This is a genomic window from Kitasatospora sp. NPDC056138 (assembly GCF_042264695.1).
In the GTDB taxonomy this organism is placed as follows: Bacteria; Actinomycetota; Actinomycetes; order Streptomycetales; family Streptomycetaceae; genus Kitasatospora.
The window spans coordinates 2,968-22,164 of sequence record NZ_JBHJVK010000100.1; the positions used below are offsets into that span (position 1 = coordinate 2,968).

The 19,197-nt window shown below is 72.7% G+C and carries 16 protein-coding genes and 3 pseudogenes; 9 read left to right on the forward strand and 10 right to left on the reverse strand.

Features of this window, described 5'->3' with window-relative positions; translation table 11 throughout:
• Positions 1 to 220: 220 nt before the first annotated feature.
• A complete protein-coding gene (locus tag ACFC1R_RS35765) occupies positions 221 to 838 on the reverse strand; it encodes a tetratricopeptide repeat protein (protein WP_375945890.1) in 618 nt (205 codons plus the stop codon).
• Between the two features lie 253 nt (positions 839 to 1,091).
• On the opposite strand from ACFC1R_RS35765, the gene ACFC1R_RS35770 reads away from it, so the two are divergent.
• Positions 1,092 to 2,522 carry a pyridoxal-phosphate dependent enzyme gene (locus ACFC1R_RS35770; protein WP_375945891.1) on the forward strand — a complete coding sequence of 477 codons (1,431 nt, stop codon included), beginning with the start codon at positions 1,092 to 1,094 and terminating at the stop codon, positions 2,520 to 2,522.
• Between the two features lie 161 nt (positions 2,523 to 2,683).
• Positions 2,684 to 2,905 (forward strand): hypothetical protein, encoded by a 222-nt coding sequence (locus ACFC1R_RS35775; RefSeq protein ID WP_375945892.1) that lies wholly within the window; start codon positions 2,684 to 2,686, stop codon positions 2,903 to 2,905.
• Between the two features lie 185 nt (positions 2,906 to 3,090).
• On the opposite strand, the gene ACFC1R_RS35780 is transcribed toward ACFC1R_RS35775, so the two are convergent.
• Positions 3,091 to 5,169: an N-acetylmuramoyl-L-alanine amidase gene (locus ACFC1R_RS35780; protein ID WP_375945893.1), complete on the reverse strand. Its 2,079-nt coding sequence runs from the start codon at positions 5,167 to 5,169 to the stop codon at positions 3,091 to 3,093.
• Positions 5,170 to 5,420: 251 nt separating this feature from the next.
• Positions 5,421 to 7,136 (reverse strand): AMP-binding protein, encoded by a 1,716-nt coding sequence (locus tag ACFC1R_RS35785; protein WP_375945894.1) that lies wholly within the window; start codon positions 7,134 to 7,136, stop codon positions 5,421 to 5,423.
• Positions 7,137 to 7,457: 321 nt separating this feature from the next.
• Between ACFC1R_RS35785 and ACFC1R_RS35790 the strand changes: the two genes are divergently transcribed.
• Complete coding sequence (locus ACFC1R_RS35790; protein ID WP_375945895.1) at positions 7,458 to 8,174, forward strand: TetR/AcrR family transcriptional regulator; 717 nt, start codon at positions 7,458 to 7,460, stop codon at positions 8,172 to 8,174.
• A gap of 54 nt (positions 8,175 to 8,228) precedes the next feature.
• Here the strand turns inward: ACFC1R_RS35790 and ACFC1R_RS35795 are convergent, their stop codons facing one another.
• Together ACFC1R_RS35795 and ACFC1R_RS35800 are read right to left on the reverse strand one after the other, a co-directional pair.
• Positions 8,229 to 9,326, reverse strand: a complete 1,098-nt coding sequence (locus ACFC1R_RS35795; RefSeq protein WP_375945896.1) for a chemotaxis protein — start codon at positions 9,324 to 9,326, stop codon at positions 8,229 to 8,231.
• A gap of 163 nt (positions 9,327 to 9,489) precedes the next feature.
• Positions 9,490 to 10,197 carry a lysostaphin resistance A-like protein gene (locus ACFC1R_RS35800; protein WP_375945905.1) on the reverse strand — a complete coding sequence of 236 codons (708 nt, stop codon included), beginning with the start codon at positions 10,195 to 10,197 and terminating at the stop codon, positions 9,490 to 9,492.
• A gap of 201 nt (positions 10,198 to 10,398) precedes the next feature.
• Here ACFC1R_RS35800 and ACFC1R_RS35805 point away from each other — a divergent pair, with 201 nt between their 5' ends.
• The gene (locus ACFC1R_RS35805) at positions 10,399 to 12,078 is read left to right on the forward strand and encodes an alpha/beta hydrolase (protein WP_375945897.1); all 1,680 of its coding nucleotides are present in this window, start codon (positions 10,399 to 10,401) and stop codon (positions 12,076 to 12,078) included.
• 92 nt (positions 12,079 to 12,170) lie between these two features.
• Here ACFC1R_RS35805 and ACFC1R_RS35810 read toward each other — a convergent pair whose 3' ends face one another.
• Both ACFC1R_RS35810 and ACFC1R_RS35815 read right to left on the reverse strand, forming a co-directional pair.
• A complete protein-coding gene (locus tag ACFC1R_RS35810) occupies positions 12,171 to 12,881 on the reverse strand; it encodes a hypothetical protein (protein ID WP_375945898.1) in 711 nt (236 codons plus the stop codon).
• Between the two features lie 220 nt (positions 12,882 to 13,101).
• On the reverse strand, positions 13,102 to 13,278 hold the full coding sequence (locus ACFC1R_RS35815; RefSeq protein WP_375945899.1) for a DUF4291 family protein: 177 nt from the start codon (positions 13,276 to 13,278) through the stop codon (positions 13,102 to 13,104).
• Between the two features lie 239 nt (positions 13,279 to 13,517).
• Here ACFC1R_RS35815 and ACFC1R_RS35820 point away from each other — a divergent pair, with 239 nt between their 5' ends.
• From ACFC1R_RS35820 to ACFC1R_RS35835, 4 genes are all read left to right on the forward strand, one after another.
• Complete coding sequence (locus ACFC1R_RS35820; RefSeq protein ID WP_375945900.1) at positions 13,518 to 13,901, forward strand: hypothetical protein; 384 nt, start codon at positions 13,518 to 13,520, stop codon at positions 13,899 to 13,901.
• The gene (locus tag ACFC1R_RS35825; RefSeq protein WP_375945901.1) at positions 13,901 to 14,785 is read left to right on the forward strand and encodes a transcriptional regulator; all 885 of its coding nucleotides are present in this window, start codon (positions 13,901 to 13,903) and stop codon (positions 14,783 to 14,785) included. Before ACFC1R_RS35820 ends, ACFC1R_RS35825 begins: the two co-directional genes overlap by 1 nt.
• 85 nt (positions 14,786 to 14,870) lie before the next feature.
• On the forward strand, positions 14,871 to 15,260 hold the full coding sequence (locus ACFC1R_RS35830) for a roadblock/LC7 domain-containing protein (RefSeq protein WP_052682192.1): 390 nt from the start codon (positions 14,871 to 14,873) through the stop codon (positions 15,258 to 15,260).
• A gap of 138 nt (positions 15,261 to 15,398) precedes the next feature.
• Positions 15,399 to 15,773, forward strand: coding sequence for a hypothetical protein (locus tag ACFC1R_RS35835; RefSeq protein ID WP_375945902.1), 375 nt, complete (start codon positions 15,399 to 15,401; stop codon positions 15,771 to 15,773).
• Positions 15,774 to 15,849: 76 nt separating this feature from the next.
• Here ACFC1R_RS35835 and ACFC1R_RS35840 read toward each other — a convergent pair.
• Positions 15,850 to 16,458 (reverse strand): annotated as a pseudogene (locus tag ACFC1R_RS35840) (MFS transporter); the annotation flags it as partial.
• A gap of 866 nt (positions 16,459 to 17,324) precedes the next feature.
• Here ACFC1R_RS35840 and ACFC1R_RS35845 point away from each other — a divergent pair.
• Positions 17,325 to 18,836 (forward strand): MFS transporter, encoded by a 1,512-nt coding sequence (locus ACFC1R_RS35845; RefSeq protein WP_375945903.1) that lies wholly within the window; start codon positions 17,325 to 17,327, stop codon positions 18,834 to 18,836.
• A 9-nt stretch (positions 18,837 to 18,845) separates the two neighbouring features.
• Here the strand turns inward: ACFC1R_RS35845 and ACFC1R_RS35850 are convergent.
• Positions 18,846 to 18,980 (reverse strand): annotated as a pseudogene (locus tag ACFC1R_RS35850) (IS481 family transposase); the annotation flags it as partial.
• Between the two features lie 126 nt (positions 18,981 to 19,106).
• A pseudogene (locus tag ACFC1R_RS35855) lies at positions 19,107 to 19,197 on the reverse strand (transposase); the annotation flags it as partial.

Below are 19,197 nucleotides of genomic sequence, written 5' to 3' on the forward strand. Positions count from 1 at the left end.
CCCCCCCCGGGCCCGGGGGGGGCGCGGGGGCCCCCCCCCGGGCCCGGGGGGGGGGGGTTGCGCCGCACGCCGGCCCCCCCGGGCCCCCACCCCCCCGGCCCGGGTGCGAACCCCGGGCCCCGGCCCGAGACCTGCACCCCCACGTCCGCGACCACCGTCGCACCCGCACCCGAACCCGAACCCGAATCCGCAGGAGGCGGTGTGACGCCACCGGAAGTGCCTAGAACAGCAGGGAAGCCAGCCGCTTCTGCGTCTCCGCGACGCGCGGATCCTGCGGTCCGAGCACCTGGAAGTAGTGCAGCAGGCGCTGCCGCGCCCGCTCCCGGTCCTCGCCGGAGTGGTTCCGGACCGCATCGAGTGCCAGGGCGAGGGCCTGGTCCGCGTCGCCGTGCTCCAGAGCGGCGTCGGCTGCGCGGAGGAGGGCGTCGACGTGTCGGGCCGGCGGCCGGGGTGCGGCGGGTGCCGTCTCCGAGGCGGGAACGGCCCGAGGGGCCGGTCCGGCCGGCTGCCGTTGCCGGGACGTGAACTTCGCCGCCCCGCGGGCCTCGTCCTGCAGCCGCTCCTGACTGAGCTTGGCACCGAGGTACCCGCCGGCCAGCAGCACGATGCCGCCCACGGAGATCCAGAGCATTCCCGCGAGGAACGAGTCCTTCTGCTGGTCGTCGTAGTCGCGGATGACACCGCCCACCCGGCAACGGTCGCCCTCGGACATGCCCTCCCAGCCGCAGTCCGCACCGGAGTTCATCGAGTAGATGCCCCAGCCCACCAGCAGCAGGCCGGGGACCAGGCCGAGCAGAGTACCGCCGACGACCGCGCGCAGCCTTCGCGTTCTCCTCATGTGACCACCACTCAGACTTCCGCCAGGCGCCGTCCTGTCGGATCAGCACCGTACACGCGGCGGATCGGTCCTGCCAGTATCGATCAGAGCCGGTCACGATCCGGAGCGTGCCCCAAGTCCGCCGCACAGCAGGGGACATGGCGTCAGCTGGCCCGGGCGCGTAGCCCTCCGGCGAGCGGCGTGTCCACTCGCGTGGACGGAGATCCGGACGTTCCGCCGACCGCACGGCGGCGGATTCGCTACCCTGCGGGAGATGGATGCCCACGACTCCGTGACCGAGCTGATCGGCAATACTCCGCTGTTGCGGCTTCGAACATCCGACGGAGGCCGTGCGGCCGCCGTCTACGGCAAGCTCGAGTACCTGAGCGTCGGCGGCAGCGTGAAGGACCGGATCGGTCTGCGCATGATCGAACAGGCCGAGCGGGACGGGCTGCTGAAGCCCGGCGGGACGGTGGTCGAAGCCAGTTCGGGCAACACCGGCGTCGGACTCGCGCTGGTCGCGGCCACGAAGGGCTACCGGATGGTGGCCGTCCTGTCGGACCGGACCAGCAGCGAGAAGGTCGCGGCGCTGCGGGCGTTCGGCGCCGAGGTGGTGCTAAGGCCCGCCGGAGTACCGCGCCACCATCCGGAGCACCCGCTCGTCGTGGCGGCGCGGATCGCCCGGGAGATCCCGGGCGGCTGGCTGGCCGGGCAGTACGACAATCCGGCCAACCCCGAGGCGCACTACCTGACCACCGGGCCGGAGATCTGGCGGCAGACCGGTGGCCGCATCACCCACCTGGTGTCGTGCATCGGCACCGGCGGCACCATCAGCGGCACCGGCCGCTACCTCAAGGAGGTCAGCGGCGGCGCGGTCCAGGTGATCGGCGCGGACCCGGCCTCCTCGGTCTACTCCGGCGGCGACGGCCGGCCCTACTTCGTCGAGGCCGCGGGGCACTGGAGGCACCCGGAGACCGTCGAGGACCTCTGGCCGCAGTCCTACCACCAGGACGTCGTGGACCGGGTGGTGCCGGTCGCCGACCGGGACTCCCTGCTGACGATCCGCCGGCTGGCCCGCGAACAGGGGCTGCTGGTCGGCGGATCCTCCGGCACCGCGGTGACCGCGGCCCGTCAGGTCGCCGCCGAGGCCGGACCGGAGGCGGTCGTGGTGGTGATCCTGCCGGACTCCGGGCGCCAGTACCTCACGAAGTACTTCGACGACGGCTGGCTGCTGCGGCTGGGCTTCCTGGACGGCGACGCCTCCGGTGTCCGGGTCGACGACGCGGTGGCGGTGACCGCGCGGGAGCAGCCGCTGCCGTACCTGAACGTGCACACCACCGTCGCCGACGCCCTGATGGCGCTGCGGGAGCGGCGCGACGGCGGTGCACCGGCCGTTCTACCCGCAGGGCCCTGCCCGGCCGGTCCCCACCGTCGGCCGACCGCAGCCGAGTTGACGGGATCGGTGGCGCTGGACGAGCTGGCGGCCGCCGTCGAGAGCGGCAGGGCCGCGCCCGGAGACCCGGTGGGCGATCACCTCGCCGCGCCGCTGCCCCAGTTCGGCTCGGGGGAGCCTGCCGAGGCGGCGCTCGCCGAACTGACCGGGCGCGACCCGGACACGGCCGTCGTCGTGCACGACGGTCACGCGATCGCCCTGATCGGCTCCGCCGAGCTGCGCGACTGCCTGTCGGCAGGGCGGCCGCAGTAGGCAACCGTGACGGGCGGCCGTGACGGGCGGCGGCGCGCGGCAGCGGGCAGGGCCCCGGACGGTCTCCCAGGCGCGGGGCCGACCTCTCCGGCACCGCTGATCGCCCCCCGATCGCCCCTGAAGTCCTCCGGCTGGCCCACGTCATCCACGGCGCACGAGGAGTGGAGACGCGCAACGGGTTCCTGATGGTCGTCCTCGCCGCCCATGAATGGTCAGGTGATCCCGTCAACGTCGAGCCGGACGAACGCGCCCGTGTCGGTCGGATCTCCACCGCCGCCATCCCCGAGAACTTCGTTCCCACGACGGCGAGTGCACTCACCCGGTACCTGGTCGGTGGTCCCGATGTCTCGCTGGACGGCTGGGCGCACCCCATCCGCGCGTAGTCATGCCAACGGCCGCCCACTTCGACGAGGTCGCGGTCGCCGTTGCGTTACCGCTGACGCCCTGCAGGGCCGCGGACCGACCGCCCCCACCGGCATCGGACTCCTGACCGAACTCGTGCAAGTGCTCCACCAGCCCGCGTCGTCGACCCCGGCTCACCTACTGATCTGCCAGTTCTCGAGTACGGCTAGCGCCCGTCGGCCGGCGCCGGATGGCCGACCGCCTGGACGTCGGAGGACTTCAGGAAGGCGAGCCGGTGGTTGTAGCGGATCGGGTAGTAGGTGTCCCTGCCGACCACCAGGGTCCGGTCGTCGGGTGCGTCGCCGTTGATGTTCTGGTCGTAGAAGAAGTCGCCGGCCTCCGGTGTGCCGTCGGCGGCCAGGTACGCCTGTCCCGCCGGGACGGTGGCGCCCAGCGCCACCACCGGGGGCGCCTTGATGGCCGGATAGGGGGCGTAGGCGGCGGCCTCGGGGTAGGCCCGCCCGTACACCGGGATCGAGGCGAGGCCGGGACGCGGGGTCAGCACCGTCCGTCCGGCTAGGCCCAGGAGGTGGGTGAGGGGCGCGAGGCCGGGCATCGGCGAGGACGTGGTCCGGGCGCTCCTCCCGCCCGGGTTGGCGAACCAGCACTTCTGGCCGTCGTACCAGATCGCGGTCCAGTCGCCCTGCTGGCCGGCGACCACGTACCCGGTGCCGGCCACCGCCTTGTCGCTCCAGTCGTCGGCCCTGGTCCCGCCGTCGTTCACCAACGGGGCGTCGGCGGCCGGTCGGGTGCGCAGGTAGACGAAGTTCTCCGGCCGGGACGGCACCCCGCTGACCGGCGGCTGGTTGCCGGAGTCGAAGGGCGGGGCGATGGTGACGGTGTCCCCGGCCCGCGGCGGTGCGTCGGTGCCCGGTCCGATCGGTGCTCCGAGCAGTTCCAGGTAGTGGTTCCAGTCCCAGAACGTCCCCGGGTCCCAGTGCATCTCGGGGATGGCCGCCTGGGTCGGCGCGGGCACGTCGTCGTGGCCGATGACGTGCTGGCGGTCCAGCGGGACACCGAACCGTGCGGCCAGGTACCGCACCAGCTCCGCCGAGGACTGGTACAGCTGCTCCGAGTACCAGGTCGGCCGGTCCTGCGGAAGCGCGAAGCCCTCGTGCTCGATCCCGATGCTGTGCATGTTGACGGTCTTGTTGCCCGAGTGCCAGGCGATGTCCCGGGTGTGCACCAGCTGGGTGACGTGGCCGTCCGAGGCACGTACCAGGTAATGCGCGCTGGCCTGCTCGGCGGGGTTCTGGAAGGACGCGATCGCCCCGGCGTACTCGCCCTCGGTGTCGTGGACGACGATGTAGCGGATCTTCTCGCCGTCCTCGGGGCGGTTGGCCGGGTTGTAGTTCCCGTACGAGGTCGGGTCGTTCGGGTCGGTCAGCGCGTACGCGGCGGGTGTGAAGTCGCACCCCAGGGCGGCCGGGCACTCGGCCGTGCTCGGCACGGCCCTGGACCCGGCCGAGCCCGGCGGTTCAAGGACCACGAGCCCCGGGGTGGCGGGCAGCGTGACCCGCTGGCCCTCGGCGGTGGTGCGGGAGGCGCCGGTGCGTACGGTCTCGAACACCCGGTCCGCGAACGCGCGGCCCGCTGCGCCGCCCCGGTCCGGGGTGCCGGCCTGCCCGAACCGGACCACCGCGCCGTACCACTGGCCGGGGTCGGCGGAGGCGGGGCCGCCCGCGGCCTTCTGGTACTGCGCCAGCAGGGCCGCACCGCCCCGGATGTTCTGCGCGGTGTCGTTCCGTAGCTGTTCGGCCGGGCGGTGGAGCAGCCCGGCCGCGGCATCGAGGGTGTGCAGCGCCGGGGAGTCCACGACCCGTGGCGCGACCGGCCCGGGGACGGCGGGCCCGCGTCTGCGGAGCGGGTCGCCGTCCCCGCGCCCGTGGCCGTCGAGGCCGGTGCGCCCCGCGGTGGCGGCGTTCTCGGCGGCTACGTCTACCTGGGTCAGGCCGAGTACGCCGTAGTTGCCCGTCGTGCTCGGCCGTCCCTGGTGGGACTCCCAGCGGGTCTGCCGGTAGGCCAGGGCCAGCAGGACGCTCTGCGGAACCCCGAACTCTGCCGCAGCGGAGGCGAACTGTCGCTGCATCGGCCCCGACGCCGACGCCGACGCCGTTCCGTCGGCCGGCAGCGCGAAGCCGGTCGTGCAGGCGGTGGCGACGGCGACCAGGCCGGCTGGCCAGCGCAGCCGGCGGCCGGAGCCGGGCGCTGAGGGGCGGTGGGCGGCCGACGGGGTCTCGGGCATCCGAGGACCGGCAGGCGAGAAGCAGTCCATGCCACGGTTCTACCGCAGCTGACGGTACGTCACATTGCGTGACACTCCGGTGGATCAGCGAGGTGGTGCCGGCCGTGCACGCTGCTTCCGGGGTGTCGTCGGCGCCGCAGGCGCCAGCGGTGCGGCCAGCGGTGCGGCCTGCGGTGCGGCCTGCGGTGTGGCCTGCGGTGCGGCCTGCGGTCCCGGGCCCCTGGTCGGGCGGGCCCGGGACCGGCGGTGGATCAGTCCGCCGTGCCCCGCAGTTCCGGGAACTGGTCGTCGCGCCACTCCCGGCCGAGGCCCGTGCCGGTGTCCGCCGCCTGCTGTTCGCGGGTCCGCAGCTCGACCCGGCGGATCTTCCCGGAGATGGTCTTGGGCAGCTCGAAGAACTCGATCCGGCGTACCCGGAGATACGGCGGGAGGTTCTCCCTGGCGTGCCGCAGAACGGCCAGTGCGGTCTCCCGGTCGGGCTCCCAGCCCGGCGCCAGTGCGATGTAAGCCTTCGGCACTGCGAGCCGGATCGGGTCGGGGGCGGGGACCACGGCGGCCTCGGCGACGGCGGGATGCTCGATCAGTACGCTCTCCAGCTCGAACGGGGAGACCTTGTAGTCCGAGGCCTTGAACACGTCGTCGCTGCGGCCGACATAGGTGATCCAGCCCTCGGCGTCCCGGGCCGCCATGTCGCCCGTGCGGTAGTAACGTCCCTCCGTCACCCTGGCGTTGAGCTCGGGGTCGCCGAGGTAGCCGGTCATCAGGTTGAGCGGGCGTTCGGCGAGGTCGAGGCAGATCTCGCCCTCCTCGGCGGGCCTGCCGCTGACCGGGTCGACCAGGACCACCGGAACTCCCGGCAGCGGACGGCCCATCGAGCCGGGCTTGACCGGGGAACCCGGCGTGTTGCCGACCAGCAGGGTGGTCTCGGTCTGCCCGAAGCCGTCCCGGATGGTCAGTCCCCACGCCCGTTCGATCTGCGCGATGACCTCGGGGTTGAGCGGCTCCCCGGCCGCGACCAGTTCGCGCAGCGTGCCGGGTCCGGCCGAGAGGTCGGTCTGGATCAGCATCCGCCACACCGTCGGGGGAGCGCAGAAGGTCGTGACCTCGGCCCGGTGCAGCTGCCGCACCAGCCCGGCGGCGTCGAAGCGCGAGTAGTTGTGGACGAAGATCGTCGCCTCGGCGATCCAGGGGGCGAAGAAGCTGCTCCAGGCGTGCTTGGCCCAGCCGGGGGAGCTGATGTTCAGATGGACGTCGCCGGGGCGCAGCCCGATCCAGTACATGGTCGTCAAGTGCCCCACCGGGTAGGAGACCTGGGTGTGCTCGACCATCTTCGGCCTGCTGGTGGTGCCGGAGGTGAAGTAGACCAGCAGCGGATCGTCCGGCGCGGTCCGCGCCTCGAAGGGCGCCGGCTCGCCGATCGCGGACGCCTCGGCGTAGGACGCCCAGCCGGCCACCGGGCCGCCGACCACCGTACGCGAGTAGGAGCCGGGCACCGCGGCGAACTTGGCGGTGTCGGCGGCGTTCGCGACGACGTGGCGGGCGCCGCCGCGCTCGATCCGGTCCACCAGGTCGGCCGTGCCGAGGGCCGTGGTGGCCGGCATGATCACAGCGCCCAGCTTCATCACGGCGAGCATCGACTCCCACAACTCGACCTGGTTGCCGAGCATCAGCAGGACCCGGTCGCCCGGTCGCACGCCCTGCCCGGCCAGCCAGTGGGCCACCTGGTCGGAGCGGCGGGCCATCTCGTCGAAGCTGTACCTGGCCTCGCTGCCGTCCTCCTCGACGATCCACAGCGCCGTGCCGTGGTTTCCGCGGGCGATCGCGTCGAACCAGTCGACGGCCCAGTTGAACCGCCGGTGGAGGGCCGGCCAGCGGAACTCCGCGAGAGCGGTGGGGTGTTCACCGGACAGCCCGAGCAGCAGGTCGCGCGCTGCGCGGTAGGACTCGGTGGCTGAACTCGTCGTCACGACTATCGGCTCCCAGTGCAGTTGGCCGCCCGTCCGGAGTGGTCGGCGCGGCGGACCCGGACATGATCTCGCGCACGACCGTAGCCGGTGCCGGACCCCGGGCAGGGTCCGGGGCGTCCGCAGGCGGCGCACCCGGGCGGCGAGGGTCGTGCGGTGGTCCGCAGGGTGGCGTTCGTCGTGCGGTGGTTCTCGGGTCTCAGGGCGGCGGTCGTCGGGCGGCGGTCTCCCGGGAGTGCCCGCTCCGCTGCCGCCGCGATCGGCGTCCGCGGTTCGCTGCGCCTAAGATACTGCGCACGGCGTTCGCAGAAGTGGAGAGGCGCAGTGACCGAGACCACCGGGGACAGCATCTGGCTCCGCCCCCCGCGCGCGGGGCGCGGCCCGGCACCCGAGTTCACCCGCGGGCAGATCGCTGCCGCGGGCGTCGCGCTCGCCGACGCGGACGGGCTCGCGGCCGTCACGATGCGGGCGGTGGCCGACGCGCTGGGCACCGGACCGGCCTCCCTCTACCGGTACGTGGCCACCCGCGACGAGCTGCTCGAACTCATGGCCGACGAGGTCAACGGCGAGTTCCGCTACTCCGGCCTCGGGGCCGGGGGATGGCTAGACGACCTGCTCGCACTGGCCCACCAGGGCCGGGGGATCTACCGGCGGCACCCCTGGATGCTGGACCTCACCGGCACCAGGGCGCCGATCGGACCGAACGCGGTCGACCACCTGGAGCACGCCCTGGCCGCGCTCGCCGACCTCGACCTCGACCCGCGGGCCAAGCTCGAGGCGGTCGGCGTCTTCAACGGGACCGTCGCCCTGCTGGCCCGGATGGAGATCGCCCAGGAGCTCGCGGGCGGCACCCTGTCCCAGTGGCAGCGGTCGCAGGCGGCCTACCTCGCCGATGTGGTGACCGCCGGCCGGCATCCGCACCTGGCGAGCGCGCTGACGGCCTCCTCGCCCGACCGCGCGGACCCGGGCGAACCGCTCTTCGACCGGGTGCTCACCCGGGTCCTGGCCGGGCTGCTCGGCACCGCCGGAGGGCAGCCGTAGTGGCCCGGCGGCCGTAGTGGCCCGGCCGGGACCGGGCCCCGGAGCCGCCGCGCCTCAGTACCTCAGGACCGCGGCGATCCCACCCATGTCGGTGAGCCTGCCGGCGGGCACGAAGCGCACCCTCGCGCCGGTCTCCAGGGCCTGCTCCACGATCTCGTCGACGATGTCCTCGCGGGCCCCGGGGTCGCCGCGCTCGGCGGGGACCAGGTGGTCGCCGTCGTCGCGGACCGTGGTGCGGTAGTCCTCCTCGACGACCAGCAGTCCGGCCCGTTTCGCGGTGACGTTCTGCCAGACCTCGTCCACCCCGGCGGCGAACTCGTGCTGCCCCCGGCTCCGGTCCAACTCGGCCAGCGCATCGGTGACTTCCTGCTCCTCCTGGGCGGCGATCGCCGGCTGGACGGCCCGCCACAGCTGCTCCGCCGGTCCGTGTGCCAGGCCGCCCAGCGCGATCCGGGCCACGGCCCGCCTGGTGACCGTGCCGACCTCGTCGAGCAGGGCCAGTGCCGGTGCCTCGCCCACCAGGTAGAGCGGGCGGGTGTCGGCGGCGAGGACCGCGCCGGCCGCGGTGTCCGCCTCCCGCAGGAACTGGCGGGTCTGCTCGTCCCGGAAGGTGCTGGGCACGTCACCGATGCGTTCCTGGCGTTCGGCGTCCGGATCCTCCAGGCTCCGGGTCAACGGGAAGGTGTCGCCGGTCAGTTCGGTGGCGTGCTCCGGGCCGACCTGCCACAGGCTGACCCGGTCGGCGGCGAGGGCCAGGACCAGACGGGGCTGCTCGGCGGCCTGGGTGGCCACCAGGTTGCGGGTCAGGAAGGTGTCCGAGAGCACCACCCGCGCGGGCACGGTGCGGCCGAGGGACCACACCTGGTGCTCGCCGGGCGCGGCGAACACGGCCAGGGCGTCCTCGGCGTGGACGAGGTCGATCTCGGTCAGTGCCGCGTCGAGCTGTCCCTCGACGTCGATCCGGTCGGCCCGGGAGACGTCCGGGTCCGCCTGGAGCAGTTGCCTGGCCTCGGCCAGCAGGTTTCGCAGCCGGACGGGATCCTGGGTGTTCTCCGGCTCGCGCCGGTGCGTGGGCATCAGGACCGACACGGCTGGGTAACGGCGCGGTCGGCGGAGCTCGGCGAGGGTGGCGGGGGTGAGGTCGGGGTGCATGGCGCCCCTTTCCGGGAGTGGACGCGGACCGCGACGGCGGGTCCGGGGGCTGAGCCGCTCGGCTCCGGCGGACTGCCCGGTGCGGGCGGGCCGGCGACCCCCTCACTATATTTCCGACCGGTCGGCCCGTCCTGTGCTGCCGAGGCCCGCCCGGCGTGCGGGATCACCCGAGCAGGAACCCGGTGATGTACCCCAGCGAGTTGACCGCCCAGTGGAGTCCCGCCGGGGCGAGCAGGCTGTCGCTGCGTCTGCGCAGCTCGCAGAGGAGCACCCCGGCCGCCGCGGTGAACAGCACCGCGCCGGCGTCCGCCAGCAGGGCGCCCGCCCAGGAGCCGCCGAACAGCGGTGCGAGCGTCGGTTTGTCGCTGGCCAGATGGAGCGAAGGAAGGATGTGCCACAGTCCGAACAGGGCCGACGAGAAAGCCGCCGCGCCCACATGGCCCCAGCGCCGCCGGGCCAGTCCGTACAGCACGCCCCGGAACGCCAGCTCCTCCAGCAGTACGGTGCCCACCGGGACCGCCACCAGCGCGCGGAAGGCGATGTCCGCACCGCCGAGCCCGCTGTTGCGGGTGTCCTGGAACAGCGGCCGGGTGACGGGCAGCAGTGCCGCGAGGAGGTAGCCGGCCGCGACCACGCCGATGCAGCCGAGCGCCCAGCGGGCACCGCGCCCCAGCGTTCCCACGCCGAGCCCCAGTTCGGCCCGGCCGCCGCCGCTCCAGTACTCGACGGCCAGCAGACCGAGGACCGCCGGGACGGTCGTCAGCAGCCCCCGGCCGGGCGCCCACCGGTGCAGGGTGAGGTTGACCAGTACCAGCAGGACGACCGTGGCGCCGAGGGCGACCCGGGTGTCCACCGGCCGCCGCAGCCGCATGCCGTTCACAGTCCCGATGGTGCCCGCGCCGGTGGGGCCGGACCACTCGGCGGCTGTCCGCCCGCCGTGCGCGCCTCCCCGGTGCGGCTGGCGGCCGTCCCTATCCTCGCGGATGGAGTACGGACCGACATCTGGGGTGAAAATGGGCATCTCGACCAGCAATCGTGGCAGCACCCTTCGCACCGGCCGGCCCGCCGTCTGATGTCCGAGCCCGTCGAGCAGCCTCACCGGCTTCCCGAACCCTCGCGCCGGCCCGTGGTGCGCCGCGCGCCGAGTTGGAGCGCGCTGGTCGGCGCCGTGATCGGCTACTGGCTGTCGTTCACGCCGTCGCTGCTGCCGCGCCCCTGGTGGCTGCAGGCCGCAGCCTGCGCGATCACCGCCGCGATCGGGTACGCCGTCGGTGCCCTGATCGGTCCGGTCGTCCGGCGCTGCGGAGTCCGCCCCGACGAGCGGCTGCGCCGGATCGGCTGGTCGGCCCTGGCGGCCGCAGGCGGTACGGCGATCGTGTTCGTCACCGCGTGGAGCGTCCGCTGGCAGGGAGACCTGCGCCGGGCGGTGCACATGGACCCGCGGATCGTCTGGTGGCAGTGGGCACTGGTACTGCCGCTGGCCGTCGTGCTGTTCGGGCTCGTCGTCCTCGTCGCGCGGGCGCTGCGGCTGGGCACCCGGCAGCTGGCCCGGCTGACCGCCAGGGTCGTCCCGCCGCGGCAGGCGACGGCGGTGGCGGCGGTCCTGATGGCGGTGCTGGTGGTCGGATTCGTCCAGGGCTTCCTGCTGCGCGGGCTGCTGGCGGTGGTGGGGGGCGCCGCCTCGGTCACCGATCTCTCGACCTCCCCCGGGATCGTCCGGCCCGAGCTGCCCACCCTCTCGGGAAGCCCGGCCTCGCTGGAGTCCTGGGACAGCCTCGGCTCCAAGGGCCGCGACTTCATCGGCCGGGCCTCCACCGCCGCCGGGATCACCCGGTTCACCGGGCAGCCGGCCAAGGACCCGGTGCGGGTCTACGTGGGCCTGCGGTCCGCCGGCACCCTGCACGAGCGGGCCGAGCTGGCGGTCCGCGAACTGGAACGGACCGGCGCCTTCTCCCGCCGGGTCCTGGTGGTGATCAGCACCACCGGAACGGGGTGGGTCAACGAGCGGATCGCCAAGCCGCCGGAGTACATGTACGGCGGTGACAGCGCCCTGGTCGCCATGCAGTACTCGTACCTGCCCAGCTGGGTCTCCTTCCTCGCCGAGGGGGAGGCCAGCGACGCGGGGGTCGCGCTGATCGACGCCGTGCGCGCCCGCTGGTCCCAGCTGCCCGCCGACACCCGGCCCAGGCTGCTGGTGGCCGGGGAGAGCCTCGGCTCGTACGCCACCGAGCGGGCCTTCCCCGACGGGGTGGCCCAGCTGGCGCAGCGGGTGGACGGCGCGCTCCTGGTCGGGCCCACCCCGGACAACCCCATCCGGCGGACCGTCACCGACGGTCGTGACCGGGGCAGCCCGGTCTGGCGGCCGGTCTACCGGGACGGCCGGACCGTCCGGTTCGCCCAGCGGCCGGACGACTTCGGGAAGCCGCCGACCGAGTGGGCGCTGCCGCGCGTCGTCTACCTGCAGAACGGCGGCGACCCGGTGACCTGGTGGGAGCCGGGGCTGATCTGGGCCCGCCCGGCCTGGCTGGACCGGCCGCGCGCGCCCGACGTCTCCGCCGCCATGCGCTGGTACCCGCTGGTCACCTTCTGGCAGGTGACCTGCGACCTCGCGGCCGCCGACAGCGTCCCCGACGGGTACGGCCACCGGTTCGGCACGCTGCCGACCGCCGCGTGGGCACAGATCGCACCACCGGAGGGCTGGACCGCCGCCGAGACCGAACGGCTGGACGCCTTCCAGCGGGCGCAGCCCTGACGTGGGCGCGGCTCTGACGTGGTGGCGCGGTGGTGCGGGTGAGGGTTTTGTGCGGGCGAGGGTTCGACGTGGCCGGTGCGGTGGTGCGGACGTCAGTAGCGCTGGGCCCGCGCCACCTTGGCGGTGGCGGCCGAGACCCGCTTGGCACCGTGTGCGAGGACCGTCCGGGTCTCGCCCGGGGCGACGTCCTCGGTGCCGACCACCACCGAATCGACGCTCGCGCCGGAGCTGTCCAGGAAGTCCACCTGGGCGGCGTAGTTCGCCTTGGCCGAGGTCGAGTTGGTGATGGTCAGGACCACTGCGGGGAACCCGTCGGAGGCTGCGGTCGGGATCCCGGTCAGGGTCACGTCGCCGAGCGCGTTGCCGCTGCCGGTGACGCCGGCCAGCGCCGCGTTCGCCTGCTGCCTGGACTTCGACACCTGGGCGGACACGGAGGACTCGAACGCCGCCGCCCGGGACTGCAGCGCGGCCGTCGCCGACGCCGCGGAGGCCGAGGCGACGGCCGCCGCCTGCGAGAAGAGCGCCGCCGCGTCGGAGGCCGCCGCGGACACCTGCGGACCGCCGAGCTCGGACGCCTCCGCGGCAGCCGACGCGGCCCGCCGGGACGCCTCGGCGGCGGCCGACACCACCGCGGGGCTGATCCCGCCCTTGGTCTTCTCGGAACTGCACGCCGCAGCGCCTGCGGTCAGGGTGGCGGCCGCCAGCAGCAGAGCACCGGCCCGCGCCTTGGGCCCGGCCCCGGTGCGGGGCCCGGTCGAGGCCTGCCCGAGGTGACGGTTCGCTCGCGGGGCGGACATGTTCATGGGGGCTCCTGTGATCGCTCGGCTGCGGACCTCTTCGCGGCTCCAGGGTGCGTTCCCGCAGCGCGGACGGCGCGGCAGGCTGAGCCCAACGAGTGCACCCCGCGCACCCCGCCCGTGGCCTCGGCCTGCCGTCCGGGCCCGGCCCGAGCCAGGTCGACCGGCCCGCACCGCCACCAATGAGAGGCCGGCCCGCACCGCCACCGAGGAGGGGCCGGTCGGCTCAGCCCATGCCCAGCCGCCGGGCCGACGACGGCTCCAGCGGGTAGCGGCGCTCGGCCGGGAGCAGCCGGGCCGCCTGGGTGGTGCGGCCGGAACGGACCAGTTCGGCGATCTTCCTGACGCGTGGGGTGAGGTCGGTGATGGAGACCGTCCAATCGTCCACCAGCTCGTCGATCACGGCGCGGCCGCCCCCGGCCAATGGTCCACACCAGTCTTCCGAGGGGGTCAACTCGTCTGCCGCGGTGGCGGGCCCATAAGCACATTGGCTGTCGAAATGTCAAAGGATCGTCATATGCCAGACGGGTTTGCCGGAACTCGCATGTTCGGCTGCCGCACGCGATAGCGTTTCGTGGCGTCGAGGCTACCGCACGTGAGCGCGGTGGCTCCGCGTGCCTTCGGACGAAGAGGTGGAGCGAGTTGACGGGAATCGATGAGTGTCTCGTCGAAGCGATGACGATACCCGGCGCACTGGGTGTCAGCCTGGTGGACTGGACGAGTGGTCTGACGCTCGGCGCGGTCGGGGACGGCCCCTCCGGTGACCACGACGCGGGTGCGGCCGACGCCACCGACCTGGCCCGCGCCGTGGTCCAGAACCCGTCCTTCGTCGACCCCGATTCGACCGGCACCCTGGCCGAGGACGTCATCGTCACCTCGCCCGGTCGGTACCACCTGCTCCGCTTCGTGGAGGCCGGCTTCGAGAGCGGCGCCTTCCTCTATCTCAGGCTCGACCGCGGCAGTGCCAATCTGGCCATGGCCCGGCTGCGACTGCGCAACCTCGCCGAACAGTTGGTGTTGATCTGATGGATCTCCAGACCCGCTCGCCCCTGGTGTCCCGTCGGCGTCCGCTGCTCCTGACTCCCGACCGTACGCTCGGGGACGTGGTCGGGATGCTCGCCGCCGAGCGCCGCACCGGCGCCGTGCAGTGCACCACGGGAGTGGTGCACCTGTACGAGGGCGCCGTCCTGCAGGTGGAGAGCGTGGCGGCACCCGATCTGCCGACCCTGCTGGTCCGTTCCGGACGGCTCACCGAGCAGGATCTGCTGGACCTGGTCGGCGCCACCGGACTGCCGCTGCTGGAAGCCCTGTCGGAGTCGGGGCGGATCGGCCGGGGAATGCTGGAACTCTGCCACCTCACCGCGGTCTCGGATGCCGCCTTCCTGGCGCTGCCGCACGACAGCGGCCCGGTCCGGTTCCAGCCGGGGGTGCCTCCGAGGACCGGTGTGATCCGTCCGATCGACGTGCGGACGCTCCGCGAGGCGGTGGCCCGGCGCCGGGCGCTGCTCGACCGGATCTGGCCCTGCCCCTGGCTGGACAGCACTCCGCTTCGGCTGAGCACGCCCGCGCCGGACGCGGCCGGGGTGCGCTGGAGCCGGGGTCAGCGGGCCGTCGTCCACGCGGCCGACGGGCGGCGGACGCCGTTGGACATCGCCCGGCTGCTGGGGCGGCCGGCGTTCGCCACACTGCTCGACGTCCGCAGGCTCGCCGCTGCCGGAGTGGTCGAGAGCTCGCCCGAGATCATCGCCGCCGTGGCCCCGGCGATGCCGGTGAGACCGGCGCTCTCCGCCGTGCCGACGCTGCGGCCCACCGTGCTCCCCGGCGCCATGGGCCGGCTGGACGGCGGCTCGGCGGATCCCGAAGTTGCCCTGCTGATCCGACTCCGCGCGGCGCTGGAGGCCCGTCTGTGACCGCTCTGTCCACCCGGCCGGCCCTGTACACCGTGGCCGCCCAATGAAACGCGCACTTCGCCAACTCACCGGAAGGAGGCAGTCCGTGATATCCGAGCACGACGTGCTGATCGAACTCCGCGGTCTGCGCGCCAGGATCCCGCACCTGGCCGGCGGGCTGGTCGCGACCACGGACGGGCTGGTGGTGGCCCATGACACCACCGACCTCGAACCGGAGGGCATCGCGGCACTCACCGCCGCCGCGCTCGGCGTCGGCGCCAGACTGACCGAGGCCACCGGCCGGGGCGGCTTCCGCGAGCTGCTGACCCGGGGCGAGTTCGGGTACACCGCGACGTACGCGGTCGGCGCCTTCGTGGTGCTGACCCTGCTGGCCGGGCCGGAGGCCAACGTGGGCCGGCTGCACCTGGAGGCGCGCAAGGCCGGCGCCCGGATCGCGGCGCTCGCGGACACCGCGCTCGGCCGCCTGCCTTCCTGACCCGGCCTCCCCGGCCCCGCCTTCCTGACCCTGTTGTCCCGACCGGTCTGCGGGCCCCCGCCCCGGACCGCTGTCAGCACCGCCCGATCGGGCACTGACCGCACTGCCCCACCCCACCCCCGAAGGGAAGACCATCCGATGGCGAACACCGAGACCGCCCTCAAAGACGTCATGAGCTCCATCGAAGGGACCATCGGCGTCGCGCTCGTCGACTACGGGAGCGGAATGGCGCTCGGCACGCTCGGCGGCGAAGGCACCATCGATCTCAACGTCGCGGCGGCCGGCAATACCGACGTGGTCCGGGCCAAAGCCCGGACCATGGAGATGCTCAAGCTGAACGACACGATCGAGGACATGCTGATCACGCTCAGCGGCCAGTACCACGTCATCCGGCCGCTCACCAGCCGTTCCGGCAAGGGCCTCTTCCTCTACCTCGCGCTCGACCGCAACCGGGCCAACCTCGCCATGGCGCGGCACCAACTGCGGCGCATCGAGGCCGAGTTGGAGGTCTGAACCGGCTTCCCCCCTGAACTCCGTGTGGCCCGCGGGCGGTGGGCGGCCCCACCCCGGCGGGCCACACGGGCGAACCCTAGTCGGCGCCGTCCTCGGCGGTCACCGCGCTCAGCGGGGCGGCCAGGGACTCCAGACTGCGCCGCTCCGCGGGTACGCCGATCGCCGCCTCCACGGCGCCGGCCACCACCATCAGGCCGGCGCCGATGCAGAACGCCAGCGTGGTGTCCGCCGAAGTGCCGCTGCTCACGAGCCCGTTGAAGAGCATCGGGCCGCTGATCCCGCCGATCGCCGTCCCGACGGCGTAGAAGAAGGCGATGCACAACGCCCTGGTCTCCAGCGGGAAGATCTCGCTGACCGTCAGGTACGCGGCACTCGCCCCGGCCGAGGCGAGGAAGAGCACGGCCGTCCAGCATGCGGTCATGGTCACGGCGTCCAGCGCGTCGCGCTGGAACAGGTACGCCGTGCCGAAGAGCAGAACCCCCGAGCCGATGTACGTTCCGGCGATCATCGGCTTGCGGCCGACCGAGTCGAAGAGGTGGCCGAGCAGCAGCGGCCCGAGGAAGTTGCCGACCGCGATGACCGCGAAGTAGTAGCCGGTGTGTCCCTCGGGCACGGCGAAGAAGGTGGTCAGGATGACCGCGTAGCCGAAGGTGACCGAGTTGTAGAGGAAGGCCTGGCCGGAGGCAGCAGTCAGAGCGTACAAGCGCGGGCGGTTTCAGGGAAGGGGATTCGGCGTGGTGGGGGTGCGGGCAGAAACGGCCGACCCGATGCGGTCGGAGTCGAGCGGGCAGCGGGTGTTGACCTGCGAGGATTGCGCCATGGCGGGTGCACATTGCAACTGGTGCGGCGTAGGCCGACCGCTCCGCAGGGCCTCCTTGGCGGAAGAGCTATGGACGCTTTGACAGGCAGGCAGCAGTCCCGATCGTTTCTCGTGTTTGAGCGGGTGTGGCAGCGTCTGCTCGTACAGATGCTGACCTTTTGCTGACCAATCTGAGTGGGTGTCAGGTTGCTGCCGCGTGAGCCGGGCAGGCTGAACCTGGTGGCCTGCGCAAGCGCGGGGTCGAGGTGGCGCCAGCGGTCCAGTTGATCGCGGTCCTGGATCAATTCTCGTACTGATGTACGGGCCGCTCCCCTTTGGGTGAACCTGGTCGCGCTGCCTGCCGAGTCGGTCGGCGAATTTCGTCACCAGGGCGATCATGAACTGCGCGAGCTCACGTGAGGAGGCCATCAGGTGCGCACGTTCACGGGCTGTTGAACGGTCAGGGGCGCGCCGACCGGCCGCGAGTCGGTCAGGTTTCCGCCGGGACTGTCAGGGCAGACGCCGCAGTGATGAAGGGCGGCAAGCCGAGGCCAAGGGTCGCGCCATTCCGCGTGGACGCACCCCGTACCCCCCTTCGTCCGTGAGGGGGTGTCCTGCCCTGAGCTTGGGCTCTGCGGGGGTCGAAGGAGTCATGGAGCAGCATCCGGAACAGTGCAGCCGGTCAGTGCCGGCCGGCGCGTAGGGCCAGGATCGGCACGTCGTGCCGGCGAGTGGACGGGTGGGTGAGGCGGGTGGCAACCCCGGGACCGGGTGACGCGTTGATCAGTACTGATGTGCCGGCCCGGCTGGACCGATTGCCGTGGTCCCGCTGGCACTGGCGGATCGTCATCGGCCTGGGCACCGTCTGGATCCTCGACGGTCTCGAGGTCACGATCGTTGGCAACATGGCCGGCCGGATGGCGCAGCAGGGCAGCGGGATCTCGATCAGCACCGAGCAGGTGACCAGCGTGGCGGCGGCCCTCTACGTGGCCGGCGCCTGCACGGGGGCGCTGTTCTTCGGTTGGCTGACCGACCGGCTGGGCCGCAAGAAGCTCTTCATGGTGACCCTGGCCGTCTACCTGGCGGCCACGGCGGTGACGGCGTTCTCCTGGACGGCCTGGTTCTTCTTCCTCTGCCGGTTCTTCACCGGCTTCGGCATCGGCGGCGAGTACGCGGCGATCAACTCGGCGATCGACGAGCTGATCCCGGCCCGGGTGCGCGGCCGCGTCGACCTGATCATCAACGGCAGCTTCTGGATCGGTGCGGCGGTCGGCGCGTTCGCCTCGATTGCCTTGCTGAACACCGCCCTGTTCGCCACCGACCTCGGGTGGCGGCTGGCCTTCGGGATCGGTGTGGTGCTCGGGCTGGTGATCCTGCTGGTGCGGCGGCACGTGCCGGAGAGCCCGCGCTGGCTCTTCACGCACGGGCAGGCTGAGGAGGCCGAAGAGGTGGTCAGCGAGGCGGAGCGCACGGTCGCGGAGCAGAGTGGGGCGGCACTCCCGGAACCTGAGGGCGAGCCGATCACGATCCGTCCCCGTGCCTCGATCGGCTTCCTGACGATCGCCCGGACGGTCACCCGAAGCTACCCGCGCCGAACCACACTGGGGCTCGCCCTCTTCATCGGCCAGGCATTTCTCTACAATTCGGTGACGTTCGGCTACGCGGTCATCCTCACCACCTTCTTCAAGGTGCCGACCGGCAACACGGGTTACTACTTCGCGGTGATCGCGGTGGGTAACTTCCTCGGGCCGTTGCTGTTGGGCGGGCTCTTCGACACCGTCGGCCGGAGGCCGATGATCGCCGGGACCTACATCGGTTCCGGGGCGCTGCTCTTCGTCACCGCGTTCCTCTTCCAGCGCGGTGACCTGACGGCGACCACGATGACCGCCTGCTGGACCGCGGTGCTCTTCCTGGCTTCGGCCGGTGCGAGCTCGGCCTACCTGACGGTCAGTGAGATCTTCCCGCTGGAGACCAGGGCCCTGTGCATCGCCTTCTTCTACGCGGTGGGCACCGCGATCGGCGGCATCACCGGCCCGCTGATCTTCAACGGACTGGTGAGCAGTGGGAAGACCCGCGACACCACGCTCGCCTTCTGCATCGGCGCGGTATTGATGGTCCTGGCCGGTCTGGTCGAGGCGGCGATCGGCGTTCGCGCCGAGCGGCGCAGTCTGGAGTCCCTGGCGGCACCGCTGAGCCTCGTGAACCAATCGGCCCTCGGTGCCCAACCCGAGCAGTCGCCAGGAACTGGCCGTCGGGGGGCTTGAGGCCCAGTCCTAGTTGTTCTGCCCCGTGAGGTTGGGGACGCGGCTGGCGGGTGGTTGGCCCTTGAGCGCGGTGTGTCCGCGGTGGTGATTGTAGGTGTGGAGCCAGGCGGGGAAGGCGTCGCGTCGTTCCTGTTCGATGCGGTACGGCTGTGTTCAGGGCCCGACAGCAAACCGCTGTCGGGCCCGTCGCGCGGCTCCGACGAATTTGAGCCTCTTACGACCTGGTGCGTGATTGCGGCAGCGATGTGACGGCCTGAGCGACGGCCGTTGTCAGGTGGTGGCGGTGCGGTCGGAGACGAGGCCTGCGACGGCGAGGTAGGTGGCCGGGAGGGTGTCGCGGCGGTGGGTCCAGCGCGCCAGA